Origin of the sequence: Thioalkalivibrio sp. ALE20, from assembly GCF_000381405.1 — a bacterium.
GTDB lineage: Bacteria > Pseudomonadota > Gammaproteobacteria > Ectothiorhodospirales > Ectothiorhodospiraceae > Thioalkalivibrio.
In genome coordinates this window covers 160,137-175,125 of sequence record NZ_KB906473.1, presented here as the reverse complement: position 1 = coordinate 175,125, position 14,989 = coordinate 160,137, and the positions used below count along the sequence as shown (strand labels likewise).

The following is a 14,989-nucleotide window of genomic DNA, read 5'->3' as shown; positions in this document are numbered from 1 at the left end:
CTATCCTCGCGCCCGTGAGACCCAACCCTGACGAATCCGCTGGAACCACGCAGAACATGGAGGCCCGCATGAGCGACACCATCGAGTCCACCCTCACCGAGACCCGCCATTTCGATCCGCCGGCGGCATTCACCGCGAACGCCCGGCTCAAGCCGGAGGACGTGGAGGCCCTGCACAACAAGGCCCGGGCCGACTACGAAGGCTTCTGGTGTGACCTGGCGCGCGAGAAGATCGACTGGCAGACCGAGTTCACCGAAGGGCTGGACAGCTCGAATGCGCCGCATTTCCGCTGGTTCGCCGACGGGCGCATGAACGTCTCCTACAACTGCATCGACCGCCACCTCGAGGCCCGCGGCAACAAGACCGCGATCCGCTTCGAGGCCGAGAACGGCGACACCCGCAACCTCACCTACCGCGAGCTCTACAACGAGGTCGGCAAGCTGGCCAACGCACTCAAGGGCATGGGTGTCGAGAAGGGCGATCGCGTGGTCATCTACATGCCGATGAACGCCGAGGCGGTGATCGCGATGCAGGCCTGCGCCCGCATCGGCGCGATCCACTCGGTGGTGTTCGGCGGTTTCTCCGCCGATGCCCTGCGCGACCGCGTGGTGGACTCCGGCGCCACCGTCATCATCACCGCCGACGGCGGCGAGCGCGGCGGCAAGGTGGTGGGCCTGAAGGCCGGCGTCGACAAGGCGCTGGCCAGCAACCCCGCCGAGGTCGAGAAGGTGATCGTCTGCCGGCGCGCCGGCAATGACGTGACCATGCAGGAAGGCCGCGACGTCTGGTGGGAAGACGCGGTGGACGGCGAATCGGTCGACTGCGAACCCGAGTGGGTGGAATCCGAGCACCCGCTGTTCCTGCTCTACACCTCCGGTTCCACCGGCAAGCCCAAGGGCATCCAGCACTCCAGTGCCGGCTACCTGCTGGGCGCGATCATCACCAACGAGTGGGTGTTCGACCTGCAGGGCGACGACATCTTCTGGTGCACCGCCGACGTCGGCTGGATCACCGGCCACACCTACGTTGCCTACGGCCCGCTGGCGGTGGGCGCCACTCAGGTGGTCTACGAAGGCGTGCCCACCGTGCCGGATGCCGGACGCTGGTGGAAGATGTGCCAGGACCACGGCGTGACCGTGTTCTATACCGCCCCCACCGCCATCCGTGCGCTGATGAAGGCCGGCCCCGACCTGCCCGAGCAGTACGACCTGTCGAAACTGCGCCTGCTGGGCACCGTGGGCGAGCCCATCAACCCCGAGGCGTGGATGTGGTACTACCGCGAGGTCGGCGGCGAGCGCTGCCCCATCGTGGACACCTGGTGGCAGACCGAGACCGGCGCCAACATGATCGCCCCGATCCCCGGCGCCACCACCCTGGTCCCGGGCTCCTGCACCCGCGCCCTTCCGGGCATCGACGCCGACGTGGTGGACGAGGACGGCAACAGCCTGGGCGCCGACGAAGGCGGCTACCTGGTCATCAGGAAGCCCTGGCCGTCGATGCTGCGCACCGTCTGGGGCGACGACCAGCGCTACAAGGACACCTACTGGCCCAAGTTCGGCGGCAAGTACTACCTCGCCGGCGACTCCGCCCGCCGCGACGCGGAAGGCAACTTCTGGATCATGGGCCGCATCGACGACGTGCTCAACGTCTCCGGGCACCGCATGGGGACCATGGAAGTCGAATCCGCGCTGGTGGCCCACAAGGACGTTGCCGAGGCCGCGGTGGTCGGGCGCCCGCACGACGTGAAGGGCGAAGCCATCGTCGCCTTCGTGATCCTGCACGGCGACCGCCCCACCGGCGACGAGGCGGACCGGCTGCTCAAGGAGCTGCGCGAATGGGTGGGCGAGCAGATCGGCCCGATCGCCAAGCCCGACGACATCCGTTTCGCCGACGGCCTGCCCAAGACCCGTTCCGGCAAGATCATGCGGCGCCTGCTGCGCTCCATCGCCAAGGGCGAGGAGATCACCTCGGACACCTCCACCCTGGAGAACGAGGCGGTCATCCCGCAGCTGCAGGGCAAGGCCTGACGCCGGACACGGGGGCCGTGATCCGAACCTGGTACGCCTGCCGAGGCACCAGGTTCACGGCCCCGCGCCCGGGCGTTCAAGCAAACAGATCGTCCAGGCCCACGCCGAGCGCATCGGCCAGGGCACGGGCGGTCACGATGGAGGGCACCTTTTTCTTCCGCTCGATTTCGTTCAGCATCGCGGGCGAGATACCGGCTGCGGAGGCCAGGGCGCGCTGGGATAGCCCCCGTTCTTCCCGCCAGAGGGTCACAAGGCTTTCTCCGGCCAGGTGACGTTCGACCGCGGCGAGGGGCAGGGTGGGAGCATTCCGCCGCTCGGCGATGACGGCCCGGTCTTCGGCATCCTCCAGACGCGCCAGCAGGGCCTCATACTCGCCCCGATCAAGAGTGATTTGCTCGGCCGTTTCAGTCATAGGCTTTGCTCCGATGGCGAATGGCGGTGACTTCCATGATGGTCATGGTGCCGTCTTGAAGGATCACGAACAGCACCCGGTAATCCCCGACGCGAAGTCGATATTCCTCTCGGCCTTTCAGCCCTTCACATTGTTCGCCAGGCTGTCCGGCTCGGCCGCATATTGCCGGATTTTTGCCAGGACAAGGTCGCTGGCCACTCCGGCCTTCTTCAGTTCCTTGATCGCTTTAGTCGTAAACCTGACGTCCATGTCATCCATCCCTTACTCACGGCAGTATTCGCTCCAAGCGAACACCATGTCTAGACTGGAGTACCTCGAGAGATCCTGCCCCACCGTCGGGGAAATAAACCTCGCACCTCAGTCGGCGATGACACGGGTCCCGGCCTGCACTTGGTCGCCCGGTCGAGTCACCACCCGTTCCCCGGCCTCCAGACCCTCGCGGATCTGCGTGGTGAAGTCGCTGCGGCGGCCGACCTCGACCCGGCGCGGCCGCGACCGAGCCCTCGCAGCAGCGATGCCGGTGCAGCACCACGCCGCCGGCCGGCGCACGCACGGCCAGCGATTCGGTTTCCTCCTCGCTGCGTTCGCCGGTGGCGATGTCGAGGATCACCCGCGCCGCCTCGACCTCGCTGCGTGCGACCTCCACCGCCGACTCGCCTGCCTCCACTGCCGAGCGGGCGCGGTCACGCCGGGTCTCCACCCGCTCCAGGTCGCTGGCGGACACCGCCCCGTCCTCGAACAATTCGCGGTGACGCCGGTACTCCGACTCCGCCAGCCGCGCCTCGGCCCGCAGGTCCTCGAGGCTGGCCCGCGCCCCCTGCAGACGCGAACGTGCCGCGGCCAGGTGCTCGCGGGCCTGCTCGCATGGAAGATGACTTCGCGCCGGCCGGAACCGGCGGCCGGGGCCGGAATGGCGTTCACCCCGGAATCGACGTTACCCGCACCGCCGGGGCCGGAGGTTCAGCCGCCGGGGCCGCCCCGCTGTCCGGCGCACCGGGCAGCAAACCGCCGCCGTTGCCGTCGAGGCCCGCCGACCACAGGCTCAGCAGCAACAGCAGGAGGATCAGGATCGGGATCAGGATGCGTGGTTTCATCGGACAGGCCCTCGCTCGCGGCAATAGCTCCATGCTGCCACAAAGCCCCCGGCACGGCGCTGCCCCGCTCCCGTCATCGCGAGTCGCGAAGCGACGTGGCGATCTCCATCCGAAGCCGCCTGTTCCTGCGTGCAGACAACTTTGGCCGATTGCCACGTCGCCTTCGGCTCCTCGCAATGACGGATCGCAATGACCGGGGCACGAACGGCGTCGCTCGGGCCGCCGGCGCCACCCGTGGCGGTCGCGACCGGCGCTTCATCCCGATGCAGCACTGATATACTTGGTCATATGCGCCTGTCCCCGGAACAGCAAACCGTCATCCGTCAGGAAGTGGCCCGTGCATTCGGCCCGGACGCCCGGGTCTGCCTTTTCGGGTCCCGCACGGACGACTCGGCGCGGGGAGGTGACATCGACCTGTACGTCGAGGCCGAGGGCACGCCGGACGAACTCCTCGAAAGCGAACTGAAGCTGCATGCCGCCCTGCAGCGGCGGCTTGGCGAGCGCCGCGTGGACCTCGTCGTCCATCGGCGCGGTACTCCCGCGCGGCCCATCGACACTCACGCCCGACGCACCGGACTCCCGCTGTGACCACCGATTCGCCTGCACGCCTGGCCCGGCTGCTGAACCTGGTCGATCGCGAAGACGAACACCTGCTGGGGGTACGGGAGCGGCTCCTCGCGGGTGATTGTTCGGTTTCCCCCGACCGTGTGCGAGGCATCCTTGCTGCCGACAGCGGCATCGACCGGCTCGAATCCTTCGGTGCCAAGTTCGGGCGGATGCAGGACACGATCATGGACAAGCTGGTCCCGGCCTTTCTCACCAGTGCGGGCGAGAAACCGGGACCAGCCATCGACAATCTGGCACGCCTTGAAAAGCTGGGGCTCATCGAACAGGCCGATGACTGGTTACAGATGCGCCATCTGCGCAACCGGCTGGTCCACGAGTACATCGAGAACCCCGATGACCTGGCCCCGGCCCTGCAACGCGCCTGTCATTTCACCGACCGAATGCACACCGATTACCAGCGCCTTCGGGGCTATGCCCGGGACCGCCTGGCGGTCGAGGTCCCCGGCAACACGGGAAACTGAAGCCCCCGCGGGTACGGGAGCGAGGGTCACGCGGCGTCGATTTGTTGTTTTGCGCCCAAATATTTACCCTGTGCGCACCGTCCGGCCCGCCGCAGACGCGCCGCGCACCCCGCAATCGCGCGCCGCAGGGCCGTTTTGACGCCACATCGGCGTCATCCGAACCGCTTCAACAACGCAAGGAGTCAACATGTCCGCTCTGATCTGTGGGTCCATGGCCTACGACACCATCATGGTGTTCCCCGACCGCTTCAAGAACCACATCCTCCCGGACAAGGTGCACATGCTGAATGTGTCCTTCCTGGTCCCGGACATGCGTCGCGAGTTCGGCGGCTGCGCCGGCAACATCGCCTACAACATGAAGCTGCTGGGCGCCGACCCGACCGTAATGGCCACCGTGGGCGGCGATTTCACCCCGTATGCCGACTGGATGGACCGCCACGGCATCTCGCGCAAGTTCGTCAAGGAGCTGAAGGACACCTACACCGGTCAGGCCTTCATCACCACCGACCAGGACGACAACCAGATCACCGCCTTCCATCCGGGCGCGATGGGCTTCTCGCACCAGCAGAAGGTCACCGACGCCGACGGCATCAAGGTCGGCATCGTCTCCCCGGACGGCCGCGACGGCATGATCGAGCACGCCCAGCAGTTCGCCGACGCCGGGATCCCGTTCATGTTCGACCCGGGCCAGGGTCTGCCGATGTTCGACGGCGACGACCTCAAGCGCTTCATGGAGAACGCCACCTATGCCGCGTTCAATGACTACGAGGCGCAGCTGACCGCCGATCGCACCGGCATGAGCATGGAGCAGCTGGCGGAGATGGTGGACGCGATGATCGTTACCCGTGGCGGCGACGGCTCCGACATCTACACCGGCGGCAAGAAGATCACCATCCCGTCGGTGGAACCGGCCGCGATCAAGGATCCGACCGGCTGCGGCGACGCCTACCGTGCCGGCCTGCTGTTCGGTCTGGAGAAGGGCTACGACTGGGAGACCACCGGCCGCATCGCCTCGCTGATCGGCTCGATCAAGATCGCCCATTCCGGGACCCAGAACCACCACTTCTCGGCCGAAGAGTTCGCTGACAAGTTCGAGAAGGCCTTCGGCTACCGCTACTGAGGCAGCCCCTCACCGGATCCGGCCGCGAGAGCCGGATCCCGGCGAGCTTCCGGCCCGGGCTCCCCTTGGGGAGACCCGGGCTTTTTTTGTGATTCCTTCAAGGATTAAATGGATTTTGTTATTGTGGGAAATCGTTCCGGTTCCCGTATGGAACACCGACTCATTGACGAGGACAACGACATGGAAAAGCAGGAAGTCCTGGACCGTCTGCACCAGGCCAAACGTGCCCACCTCGCCTGGGTCGGCCGCGCCGAACTCCTCACTCAGGGCGTACCAGTGGAAAAGGACCAGATCCCCCGACTGCCCGTTCGGGCAGTGGTATTTCAGTGACGGTCAGGCGCTCAACGATTTTCCCGAGTTCCAATCGATCGACGAGGCCCACCGCCACCTGCATCAGGCGTACGCCGAGATCTTCAAGCTGGTCACCGAGGAAGAGAACGCCTCGATGTTTTCGAAAATGCTGGGTTTCGCCCGGCGCCAGCACGAGCGCAACGAACCACTGATCCGGATGCACATGGAGGCCCTGGAGGAGGCCTCGCGCAGCGTGGTGCACCACCTCGACGCGCTGGAGAGGAAGATCCGGGAGATGGACGAGGAACGGTTCGAGGAGGCGGTGCGCACCTGACCCCCGCCGGGTCAGGCGGTTGCCGACCCCGCCTGCGCCCAGGCCGCCTTCCAGCTCTCGTAGTCCGCGACCAGCTGCTCGACATCGGCCTCGTCGAACGGCCGCAGGCCACTCAGGACCAGGTGCTTGCTGCCCCGAGCGACCACCGCCCCTTCGGTCACCAGCTCGTAATCCAGGCGGATCTCGCCGCGCTTGCCGTTGACCGTCATGACCGCGTCCTTCAGGCGCGGCTCCGGCACGGCGGCCGCGGCCGCCAGCGGCTCGGGCAGTTCGAACCCCATGCGCTCGTACATCACCAGCGGACGTTTGGGGTTCACCATCACCTGATGCTCGCGCATCAGCGGCACCAGCACGTGCGGGAAATTCTGTCCGGAGAACGACACGTAGCTGCGAATCAGCGACTCGATCGCGGCCGGGTCATCAACCACCGCCCCCGAACGTTCGATCTCGATCACGCTCTTGCCATTCTCGTCGGTGATCGCCACCTGTTCGCCGGGGTTCTCCGGGAAATGCACCGGGGCGTTACCGCCCACCATGCCGGTAAAGCGAAAGTTCATCGAAGCGCTGGCCCCCCAGGCATCCAGGGCCAGGGCGAACAGCAGGTCGCCGGGCACGCAGAACCGCCGCGAATCGGCGTCATGGATGGGGTTGAAGTCCCCCGCCACGGTCTTGGCAAAGCGGCTCCCCTGCTCCGGGGTGACCACGAGCTGCCCGTCCCGATAGCGATAGAAATCTTCCAGAAATGATATGCGGGTCACTCGACTCTCCCCGAACTTCGTTCTCGTTATTCCCGGACTTCCAGTCCCAGGTGTTCGCGGATCGCTGCCAGGAAGGCCTCGCCGTAGCGATCCAGCTTGTGCTGCCCGACCCCGGAGATGCCCAGCAGCTCGTCCGGAGTGCGCGGTGTGCCGGCCACCATCTCCAGCAGGGTGGCGTCGTTGAAGATCACGTAGGGCGGCACGCCCTGATCCGTCGACAGTTTCTGCCGCAGCCTGCGCAGAGTGTCCCACAAGGCCCGGTCTTCCGCATCCAGACCGGCAACCGAACGTGCGGTTTCACCCCGCGAGGGCTGTGCGGGCCGCGCCCCGGCGGCCTCGTGACGCAGGTGCAGGGATTCCTCGCCACGCAGCACGGCGCGACACCCGGGGTCCAGGCGCAGCCCGCCATAGCCCTCGGGATCCAGCCGCAGCAGGCCGCGCGCCAGCAGCTGACGCACCAGGCCGCGCCACTGACGCTCATCCAGTTCGGTGCCGATGCCGAAGGTGCTCAGCCGGTCATGGCCCAGCCGGGTGAGGCGTTCGCTGCGGCTGCCGCGCAGCACCGCGATCACGTGCCCGGCACCGAAACGCTCGCCGGTGCGATAGACGCAGGAAAGCAGTTTCTGCGCGGCCACGGTGGCATCCCAGGTGGCCGGTGGATCCTGGCAGTTGTCGCAGTATCCGCAGGGCTCGGGCAGGGTCTCGCCGAACCACGCAAGCAGGGCCTGACGGCGGCAGGTGGTGAGTTCGCTGAAGCCCAGCATGGCCTCGAGCTTCTGCTGCTCGATGCGCTGGCGCTCCTCGCCGGCCTCCGAGTCCTGCAGCATCTGCCGCAGCGTGACCACGTCCTGCAGCCCGTAGAGCATCCAGGCGTCGGCCGGCAGGCCGTCGCGTCCGGCGCGGCCGGTCTCCTGATAGTAGCCCTCGAGGCTCTTCGGCAGGCTCAGGTGGGCGACGAAGCGCACGTCGGGCTTGTCGATGCCCATGCCGAAGGCGATGGTCGCGACCATCACCACACCATCCTCGCGCAGGAAACGGCGCTGGTGCTCGGCGCGGGTCGCCGCCGACAGCCCCGCGTGATACGGCAGCGCGGTCACCCCGCGCGCCGCCAGCCATTCGGCGGTCTCGTCCACCTTGCGCCGCGACAGGCAGTAGACGATGCCCGCCTCGCCGGGGTGCTCCTCGCGGAGGAAACGCAGCAGGCGTTCGCGCGGCGGTCCGGACGCGCCGTCGGCCGCCGCGACGCGATAGCGGATGTTGGGCCGGTCGAAGGAACTGACGAACATCCGCGCCGACTCCAGGCGCAGGCGCTCGCGGATCTCCTCGCGGGTGGGTTCGTCGGCGGTGGCGGTCAGGGCGATGCGCGGCACCGACGGGAAACGCTCCGCCAGCACCGCCAGGCGCCCGTATTCCGGTCGGAAGTCGTGCCCCCACTGCGACACGCAATGCGCCTCGTCGATCGCGAACAGCGCCAGCTCCAGCCCTTCCAGACGATCCAGCATGCCGGGCGCGAACAGCCGCTCCGGCGACAGATACAGGAGATCCAGCTCCCCGGCGTGCAGCGCGGCCAGCACCCCGCGCGCGGTGGCCTCGTCCTGGCCCGAATCCAGCCCGGCCGCGGCCACGCCGTTCTGCCGCAGGGCCTGCACCTGGTCCTGCATCAGCGCGATCAGGGGCGAGATGACGATGGCACAGCCGCGCCGCGCCAGCGCCGGGATCTGGTAGCAAAGCGACTTGCCGCCGCCGGTGGGCATCAGCACCAGGGCGTCGCCGCCCCCGGCGACATGCTCCACCACTGCCTGCTGCTGTCCGCGAAAGGCCTGGTAGCCAAACGTCTCGCGCAGGATGGTTTCCGGGGCGCTTCCCTGCGCCGGTGTTGCTGCGGTCTGATTCCCTTCCACCGGACGGTCCACCTGCGTTGCCATGAAGCTGTTCAGACTGCCCCAGGCCCCGCGCCGGGCGCAAGAACGGGCAGCGTCCCGATGTGCATAGTAGGCTACGCGCTCCCTTCATCCGGGTGACTTTCCATGCGCGGCTTCGGCTCTTCGGTCCACGACGCCCCCGACAACGCGGTCAACTGGCGCATCGTCCGCAGCCTGCTGCCGTACCTGTCCGAGTTCCGCGGGCGGATGTTCCTCGCGCTGGGGCTGATGGCGCTGGCCAAGCTGGCCACCGTGACGGTGCCGATCGCGCTGAAATACATCGTCGAACATTTCGAGGAGGCCGGCGCGGAGGCCCTGGTGACCGTGCCGGTGGCGCTGGTGCTGGGCTACGGCCTGCTGCGCTTCGGCGGGACCTTCTTCGGCGAGCTGCGCGACGCGGTCTTTGTGCGCGTGGCCGAACGCGCGATGCGGCGCGCCTCGCTGCGAGTCTTCCAGCACCTGCACCGGCTGGAGCTGGGGTTCCATCTGGCACGCGAGACCGGCGGCCTGGCCCGCGACATCGAGCGCGGCACCAGCGGCATGAGCTTCCTGCTGCGCTTCATGGTGTTCAACATCCTGCCGACCCTGATCGAGATCCTGCTGGTGGCTGGCATCCTGCTGTTCGCCGTCGGCCCGGTGTTCATGTTCACCGTGCTGGTCGCGGTGGCGGTCTACGCGGCCTTCTCCATCTGGATCACCGAATGGCGCACGCGCTTCGTGCGCGAGGCCAACCAGCGCGACAACGAATCCAATACCCGGGCGATCGACAGCCTGCTCAACTACGAGACGGTCAAGTACTTCGGCAACGAGGATTTCGAGGCCGACCGCTACGACCGCGGTCTCGCGGCCTGGGAACAGGCGCGTACCAAGAACGTGCTGTCGCTGGTGCTGCTGAACTCCGGGCAGGCCCTGATCATCGCCGCGGCGATCACCGTGATGATGCTGCTGGCCGCCGCGCGGGTGGCCGACGGCTCGATGTCGCTGGGCGATCTGGTGATGGTCAACGCCTACATGATCCAGCTGTTCATCCCGCTGAACTTCCTCGGCTTCGTCTATCGCGAGATCCGCCAGTCGCTGGCCAACATCGAGCGCCTGTTCGGCCTGCTGGAGAAGCCCGTGCAGGTCGAGGACCGCCCCGATGCCCCGGACCTGGAGGTCGGCGCCGGGCACGTGCGCTTCGAGCACGTGGATTTCCACTACCAGCCGGACCGACCGATCCTCGAGGACGTGACCATCGACCTGCCGGCCGGGAAACGGGTCGCGGTGGTGGGCCCCAGCGGCGCCGGCAAGTCCACCCTGTCACGGCTGCTGTTCCGCTTCTACGACGTGACCGGCGGGCGCATCACCATCGACGGTCAGGACCTGCGCGACGTGACCCAGGCGAGCGTGCGCCGGGCGATCGGCATGGTTCCGCAGGACACCGTGCTGTTCAACGACACCATCCGCTACAACATCGCCTACGGCGACCCCTCCGCCAGTGACGCGGCGATCGAGCGGGTGGTGCGCCTGGCCCATCTGGAGGGCTTCGTCGCGCGCCTCCCCGATGGTCTCGACACGGTGGTGGGCGAGCGCGGCCTGAAGGTGTCCGGCGGCGAGAAGCAGCGCATCGCGATCGCCCGCATGCTGCTGAAGGACCCGCCCATCCTGGTGTTCGACGAGGCCACCTCGTCACTGGATTCCGACACCGAGAAGGGCATCCTGCAGGCGCTGGACGAGGTCTCCGCGCGCCGCACGACACTGGTGATCGCCCACCGCCTGTCCACGGTGAAACACGCCGACCGCATCGTGGTCCTGGACCAGGGGCGGGTCGTCGAAACCGGCACCCACCGGGAACTCTTCGCCCGCAACGGCACCTATGCACGCCTGTGGCAGCACCAGCAGTCCGAGGCCAGTGACGCCTCGGAATTCACCGACAACTCGTGATACATTCTCCTAAAACTCGTGAACCGCGGTGGCGATGAACCCACTGATCCTCCTGCTCTGGTGTCTGCTGGCCGTCACGGCCATTGCACCCGCAGCGGCCGATGAACCCTACCGGGCGCCGGAGGCCATCGCGGACACCACGCGCGTCGACGCCGACGGCGCCTGGAGGCTGTTTCGCGAGGGGGTTCCGTTCGTCGACGTGCGCCTTTCAGCCGACTATCGCGCCGGCCGCATCCCGGGCGCAACCAACCTGACCATCATGCGCGACGCGGACGACCGGCGGAACCGCTTCACCCGCGAGCAACTGCTCGAAGTCGCCGGAGGCCGGGACCGGCCGGTGGTCGTCTACTGCAACGAGTTCGACTGCTGGCGTACCGAAGCCGCCATCCGCCGCGCACTGGAATGGGGCTTCGACGACCTCCACTATTTCCCCGGCGGCTACCCCCGAGTGGAGTCGCCAGAACTATCCCTTCGAATGAGATGGGATCCGGAGCGGGGGCGCGGGTGATCCGGCTGCGAACGGCCATTGCACTGGCTGCTTTCGCCGGTCTGGCCCTGCTGGCCGCCGCCCTGGCTACCGGTGCCCAACTCGCCCTGCAGCAGGCGGATCAGCGGCTCGACCGCTTTGCCATGGAAACCCAGGAAGCCGCCTGGCAACAGGTGCTGGAGGCCGAACTGCAGGCGCTGCGCAGCGAGGCCACCGCGATCACCCGCAACCGCGCGCTGCGCGAGGCGCTTGCCGGCGACGAGCCGGTGGCGGGCTATGCCGACCCGCTGCACAACCGACTGACCGCCGCGGGCGTCGCCAGCGGCCTGGTCATTTATGACGCCGACGGCGAACGCCGGTTTGACTCCGTTCTCGAGGACGCCACCGAGTTTCCGCTGGCGCGGGCCACGCTGGAAGACGGCCGCATCCACCAGGGCCTGCACCGCACTCCGGAGGGGCGCTATTTCGCCGGCCTGACCATCCCGCTGTACGACCAGGGGCAGCTGGTCGGCGTGGTCGTGCCGCTGCAATCGCTGGCCGGGTCCGCCCTCGACACCCTCGCGGGCAAGGCGGATACCCGCGCCGTGCTGCTGGACGCCCGGGGGCGGGAGGAACACACCGCACCCGCAGCGGCCCTGCCCAACCCCGGCCCCATGCTGAACCGGGCCGCGGCACGACGGACGACCGCCGCCGGACGTCATGAACTCGCGGTGCACCTGCCGCTGATCCCGTTCGACGGCGAGGACGTCACCGGCAACATCGTGGTCATCCGCGACATCACCGACTCGGTCACGACCCAGCGCTTCATCAACAACGCCACGCGCGCCGGGGCGATCATCGCCCTCCTCCTGATCGGCTAGGCGCTGTACTTCTGGCTGGGACGCGCCCTGCGACCGCTGCGCGAGGCGGTGGCCACGCTGGAGGACGTGGGCCAGGGACGGTTCACCACCCGCATCCGCCGCGATTCGCGGCTGCAGGAAGTCGCCACCCTGCAGGGAGCCACCCTAGATATGGTGGAGCGGCTGCGGCGCATGCTGGAGGTCGAAGAAGATGCCCGCCTCGCCTTTCTCGATCCGCTGACCGGCCTGGCCAACCGCCGCCTGCTGCACGAGCGCCTGGACCACGCCATCCGCACCGCCGAACAGTCCGGGCGGCGCTCGGCCCTGCTGCTGATCGACCTCGACAATTTCAAGACCCTCAACGACACCCGCGGCCATTCGATCGGTGACCGGTTGCTGACGCTGGTCGCACAGCGCCTGCAGGGGCAGGTTCGCCCGCAGGACACGGTGGCGCGCATCGGTGGCGACGAATTCGTGGTCCTGCTGGAAGAGCTCAAGCCCGATTCCGACCAGGCGTTCGCGGATGCCGGCAATGTCGCCGCCAAAATGCTGGACCGTATCCGGGAGCCGCTGATACTGGACGGGATCCAGCATGTCATCCAGGCGAGCATCGGCGTCAGCGTGTTCCCGCAGGGCGGCGACACCAGCGAGGAACTGCTCAAGCAGGTGGATTTCGCGATGTATCAGGCCAAGCATCACGGTCGCGACACGATGCGCTTCTACGACCCGGAGATGCAGCGCCAGCTGCAGCGGCGGGCGGAACTGGAACGGGCCCTGCGGGATGCGCTGGATGCCGATGATCTGCTCCTTCACCTGCAGCCGCAGGTGGACACGGACGGCAACGTGATCGGTGCCGAAGGCCTGATGCGCTGGAACCCGGGCGACCCCCGGGAGGTTTCACCCTCCGAATTCATCCCCGTGGCGGAGCAGAGCGGCCAGATCCTCGCGATCGGCCGGGTGGCCCTGCGCCAGGCCTGCGAGCACCTGGCCCGCTGGCGCAACATCCCCGGCGCCGAGGCCCTGCAGCTCGCGGTCAATCTCTCCGCTCCGCACCTGCGCGATGCCCGGCTGCTCGACGAGGTGCGCCAGCTGCTGCACGAGACCGGCGCCCCGCCGCAGCGACTGACACTCGAGATCACCGAGAGCGTGATGGCCGAGGAATCCGAACAGTTGATGACCAACCTGCAGGAGCTGCGGGCGCTGGGCATCGGCCTCGCGCTGGACGATTTCGGCACCGGATACTCGTCGCTCGGGTATCTCAAGCGGTTGCCGGTGACCGAACTGAAGATCGACCGCTCCTTCGTGCGCGACCTCGAACACGATCCGGGCGACGCCGAGATCGTAACCACCATCCTGGCCATTGCCCGCACCATGGGGCTGGAGGTCGTGGCCGAAGGGGTCGAGACACCCGCCCAGCAGGAGTTCCTCGGACAGCGCGGCTGCAGACGTTTCCAGGGCTTCCTGTTCCACCGCGCCATGCCGGCACAGAGCCTGGAAGCGCTGCTGCCCTGACGAGCTCAGTCGCCGCGCCGCTGCCAGCCGGGGCTGCGCCGCCGACGCACCAGGTAGAGGGCCACCAGTGCCATCAGCACGTAGGCCGCCACGGCCAGCAGCATCACGCCCGCGCCGCCGAGCATGGCCGTGCGGTGACGCGGTCGCTGCAGCATGCCCCAGGCCAGGATCAGCGCCCCCACCACCATGCCGCCGACCACGGCAAAGTCGGGGAAGGGCGTCAGCATCGTCCAGTCGAATTCCACCCGGGTGAAGGTGTCCAGGAGCTCCGCCTCCGGATCGAACGCCTGCTCGTTGTCCGCATCGCCATTCATGCCCCGTCTCCCGCATAAATCCTGGATACACACGGAAAAGCATGCCCGAAAGCACGGAGCCATGCCCCCTCCGGATGCAGGGCATGCCGCGGAGGTAAGGGGGCATCAGTCGGGGTCGACGCGGCCGCGCAGGGCCTTCCTGCGCCCGCGCCGGGTCTTGGCGTCCAGCCGGCGCAGTTTGGCGGCACGGGGCGGTCGCGTCGGGCGCCGCTTCTTCACCGGCTGTCCGGCCTCGCGCAGCAGCTCGGCCAGGCGCTCGAGGGCATCCTCGCGATTGGCCTCCTGCGTGCGGTACTGCTGTGCCTTGATCACGATCACGCCGTCGCGGGTGATGCGCCGATCGCGCCGGCGCAGCAGGCGTTCGCGATAGACCTCGGGCAGACTCGCGGAGGCATGGATGTCGAAGCGGAGATGGATGGCGGTGGCCACCTTGTTGACGTTCTGCCCGCCGGCGCCCTGCGCGCGGATCGGCGTCAGCTCGATCTCCGCGTCGGGGATGGTCACGTTACCGGAGATCTTCAGCATCGGGAGGCTCAGCGGAACTCGCCGTCGACGATACGGCCGTCGTCGTCGAGTTCGGCGAAGAAGCGGCTGTTGTCGGTACGGTATTCGTGCGTCGCGATGTCGCCCGGGAGCACCAGCGTCACATCGGGATAGACCCGCCGGAATTCCTCCGGGGTGGGCCGGGTGTCCAGGAAGGCATGAAACGGCTCCATTGCCTCGACGGTGCCCGGACGCGGCTCGAACCCGTCGTCCCGGCCCTCGCTCTTCTGCAGCGTGCAGCCGCCCATCGCCAGCCCCAGCATCACAACCACCAGCACCGGCATCCGTTGCAATTTCACCGCCATGCCCACCCCCTCGGGATGAT

General features: G+C 67.7%; 16 protein-coding genes and 3 pseudogenes. 9 read left to right on the top strand and 10 right to left on the bottom strand.

The genetic code is table 11. The features are described 5' to 3' along the window. Window positions 1–68 precede the first annotated feature (68 nt). The gene (gene acs, locus F790_RS0106370; protein WP_026332876.1) at window positions 69–2,027 is read left to right on the top strand and encodes an acetate--CoA ligase; all 1,959 of its coding nucleotides are present in this window, start codon (window positions 69–71) and stop codon (window positions 2,025–2,027) included. 76 nt (window positions 2,028–2,103) lie between these two features. Here the strand turns inward: acs and F790_RS0106365 are convergent, their stop codons facing one another. The 5 genes and pseudogenes from F790_RS0106365 to F790_RS14655 form a co-directional block, all read right to left on the bottom strand. After that, on the bottom strand, window positions 2,104–2,439 hold the full coding sequence (locus F790_RS0106365) for a helix-turn-helix transcriptional regulator (protein WP_018870275.1): 336 nt from the start codon (window positions 2,437–2,439) through the stop codon (window positions 2,104–2,106). Continuing rightward, a complete protein-coding gene (locus F790_RS14810) occupies window positions 2,432–2,560 on the bottom strand; it encodes a type II toxin-antitoxin system RelE/ParE family toxin (RefSeq protein WP_231372039.1) in 129 nt (42 codons plus the stop codon). The genes F790_RS0106365 and F790_RS14810 overlap by 8 nt, the downstream gene beginning before the upstream one ends. Next, window positions 2,557–2,697, bottom strand: a complete 141-nt coding sequence (locus tag F790_RS14805; RefSeq protein WP_019021829.1) for a hypothetical protein — start codon at window positions 2,695–2,697, stop codon at window positions 2,557–2,559. The genes F790_RS14810 and F790_RS14805 overlap by 4 nt, the downstream gene beginning before the upstream one ends. A gap of 99 nt (window positions 2,698–2,796) precedes the next feature. Next, a pseudogene (locus F790_RS14150) lies at window positions 2,797–3,325 on the bottom strand (TolC family protein); the annotation flags it as partial. Between the two features lie 31 nt (window positions 3,326–3,356). After that, window positions 3,357–3,533 carry a hypothetical protein gene (locus F790_RS14655; protein ID WP_019569673.1) on the bottom strand — a complete coding sequence of 59 codons (177 nt, stop codon included), beginning with the start codon at window positions 3,531–3,533 and terminating at the stop codon, window positions 3,357–3,359. A gap of 288 nt (window positions 3,534–3,821) precedes the next feature. Here F790_RS14655 and F790_RS0106340 point away from each other — a divergent pair, with 288 nt between their 5' ends. From F790_RS0106340 to F790_RS14790, 5 genes are all read left to right on the top strand, one after another. Continuing rightward, entirely contained in the window at window positions 3,822–4,121 is a 300-nt protein-coding gene (locus tag F790_RS0106340) for a nucleotidyltransferase domain-containing protein (protein WP_018936842.1), read from the top strand. Beyond that, window positions 4,118–4,621, top strand: coding sequence for a hypothetical protein (locus F790_RS0106335; RefSeq protein WP_019021827.1), 504 nt, complete (start codon window positions 4,118–4,120; stop codon window positions 4,619–4,621). Before F790_RS0106340 ends, F790_RS0106335 begins: the two co-directional genes overlap by 4 nt. A gap of 187 nt (window positions 4,622–4,808) precedes the next feature. Next, on the top strand, window positions 4,809–5,741 hold the full coding sequence (locus F790_RS0106330) for a carbohydrate kinase family protein (RefSeq protein ID WP_019021826.1): 933 nt from the start codon (window positions 4,809–4,811) through the stop codon (window positions 5,739–5,741). A gap of 147 nt (window positions 5,742–5,888) precedes the next feature. Continuing rightward, window positions 5,889–6,071, top strand: coding sequence for a hypothetical protein (locus F790_RS14800; RefSeq protein ID WP_232199255.1), 183 nt, complete (start codon window positions 5,889–5,891; stop codon window positions 6,069–6,071). 115 nt (window positions 6,072–6,186) lie between these two features. Next, window positions 6,187–6,366 (top strand): hypothetical protein, encoded by a 180-nt coding sequence (locus tag F790_RS14790; RefSeq protein ID WP_232199254.1) that lies wholly within the window; start codon window positions 6,187–6,189, stop codon window positions 6,364–6,366. Window positions 6,367–6,377: 11 nt separating this feature from the next. On the opposite strand, the gene F790_RS0106320 is transcribed toward F790_RS14790, so the two are convergent. After that, window positions 6,378–7,124, bottom strand: coding sequence for a DUF3581 family protein (locus F790_RS0106320; protein WP_019591137.1), 747 nt, complete (start codon window positions 7,122–7,124; stop codon window positions 6,378–6,380). A gap of 26 nt (window positions 7,125–7,150) precedes the next feature. After that, window positions 7,151–9,049: a DNA helicase RecQ gene (recQ, locus tag F790_RS0106315; protein ID WP_019591136.1), complete on the bottom strand. Its 1,899-nt coding sequence runs from the start codon at window positions 9,047–9,049 to the stop codon at window positions 7,151–7,153. Window positions 9,050–9,151: 102 nt separating this feature from the next. Between recQ and F790_RS0106310 the strand changes: the two genes are divergently transcribed. From F790_RS0106310 to F790_RS13745, 3 genes and pseudogenes are all read left to right on the top strand, one after another. Beyond that, window positions 9,152–10,969, top strand: coding sequence for an ABC transporter ATP-binding protein/permease (locus F790_RS0106310; RefSeq protein ID WP_019591135.1), 1,818 nt, complete (start codon window positions 9,152–9,154; stop codon window positions 10,967–10,969). Window positions 10,970–11,003: 34 nt separating this feature from the next. After that, window positions 11,004–11,448: pseudogene (locus tag F790_RS13750) on the top strand (rhodanese-like domain-containing protein). 1 nt (window position 11,449) lies between these two features. Continuing rightward, window positions 11,450–13,807 (top strand): annotated as a pseudogene (locus F790_RS13745) (putative bifunctional diguanylate cyclase/phosphodiesterase). 5 nt (window positions 13,808–13,812) lie between these two features. Here the strand turns inward: F790_RS13745 and F790_RS0106295 are convergent. The 3 genes from F790_RS0106295 to F790_RS0106285 form a co-directional block, all read right to left on the bottom strand. Next, on the bottom strand, window positions 13,813–14,121 hold the full coding sequence (locus F790_RS0106295) for a hypothetical protein (RefSeq protein WP_019021819.1): 309 nt from the start codon (window positions 14,119–14,121) through the stop codon (window positions 13,813–13,815). 105 nt (window positions 14,122–14,226) lie between these two features. Further along, the gene (gene arfB, locus F790_RS0106290) at window positions 14,227–14,646 is read right to left on the bottom strand and encodes an alternative ribosome rescue aminoacyl-tRNA hydrolase ArfB (protein ID WP_019021818.1); all 420 of its coding nucleotides are present in this window, start codon (window positions 14,644–14,646) and stop codon (window positions 14,227–14,229) included. Between the two features lie 8 nt (window positions 14,647–14,654). Then, the gene (locus tag F790_RS0106285) at window positions 14,655–14,948 is read right to left on the bottom strand and encodes a hypothetical protein (protein ID WP_019589737.1); all 294 of its coding nucleotides are present in this window, start codon (window positions 14,946–14,948) and stop codon (window positions 14,655–14,657) included. Window positions 14,949–14,989: the final 41 nt, after the last annotated feature.

Coding starts and splice junctions, on each gene's coding strand:
- acs (WP_026332876.1), top strand. CDS start 69: ATGAGCGACACCATCGAGTCCACCCTCACCGAGACCCGCCATTTCGAT.
- F790_RS0106365 (WP_018870275.1), bottom strand. CDS start 2,439: ATGACTGAAACGGCCGAGCAAATCACTCTTGATCGGGGCGAGTATGAG.
- F790_RS14805 (WP_019021829.1), bottom strand. CDS start 2,697: ATGGATGACATGGACGTCAGGTTTACGACTAAAGCGATCAAGGAACTG.
- F790_RS14655 (WP_019569673.1), bottom strand. CDS start 3,533: ATGAAACCACGCATCCTGATCCCGATCCTGATCCTCCTGCTGTTGCTG.
- F790_RS0106340 (WP_018936842.1), top strand. CDS start 3,822: ATGCGCCTGTCCCCGGAACAGCAAACCGTCATCCGTCAGGAAGTGGCC.
- F790_RS0106330 (WP_019021826.1), top strand. CDS start 4,809: ATGTCCGCTCTGATCTGTGGGTCCATGGCCTACGACACCATCATGGTG.
- F790_RS14800 (WP_232199255.1), top strand. CDS start 5,889: ATGGAACACCGACTCATTGACGAGGACAACGACATGGAAAAGCAGGAA.
- F790_RS14790 (WP_232199254.1), top strand. CDS start 6,187: ATGTTTTCGAAAATGCTGGGTTTCGCCCGGCGCCAGCACGAGCGCAAC.
- recQ (WP_019591136.1), bottom strand. CDS start 9,049: ATGGCAACGCAGGTGGACCGTCCGGTGGAAGGGAATCAGACCGCAGCA.
- F790_RS0106310 (WP_019591135.1), top strand. CDS start 9,152: ATGCGCGGCTTCGGCTCTTCGGTCCACGACGCCCCCGACAACGCGGTC.
- F790_RS0106295 (WP_019021819.1), bottom strand. CDS start 14,121: ATGAATGGCGATGCGGACAACGAGCAGGCGTTCGATCCGGAGGCGGAG.
- arfB (WP_019021818.1), bottom strand. CDS start 14,646: ATGCTGAAGATCTCCGGTAACGTGACCATCCCCGACGCGGAGATCGAG.
- F790_RS0106285 (WP_019589737.1), bottom strand. CDS start 14,948: ATGCCGGTGCTGGTGGTTGTGATGCTGGGGCTGGCGATGGGCGGCTGC.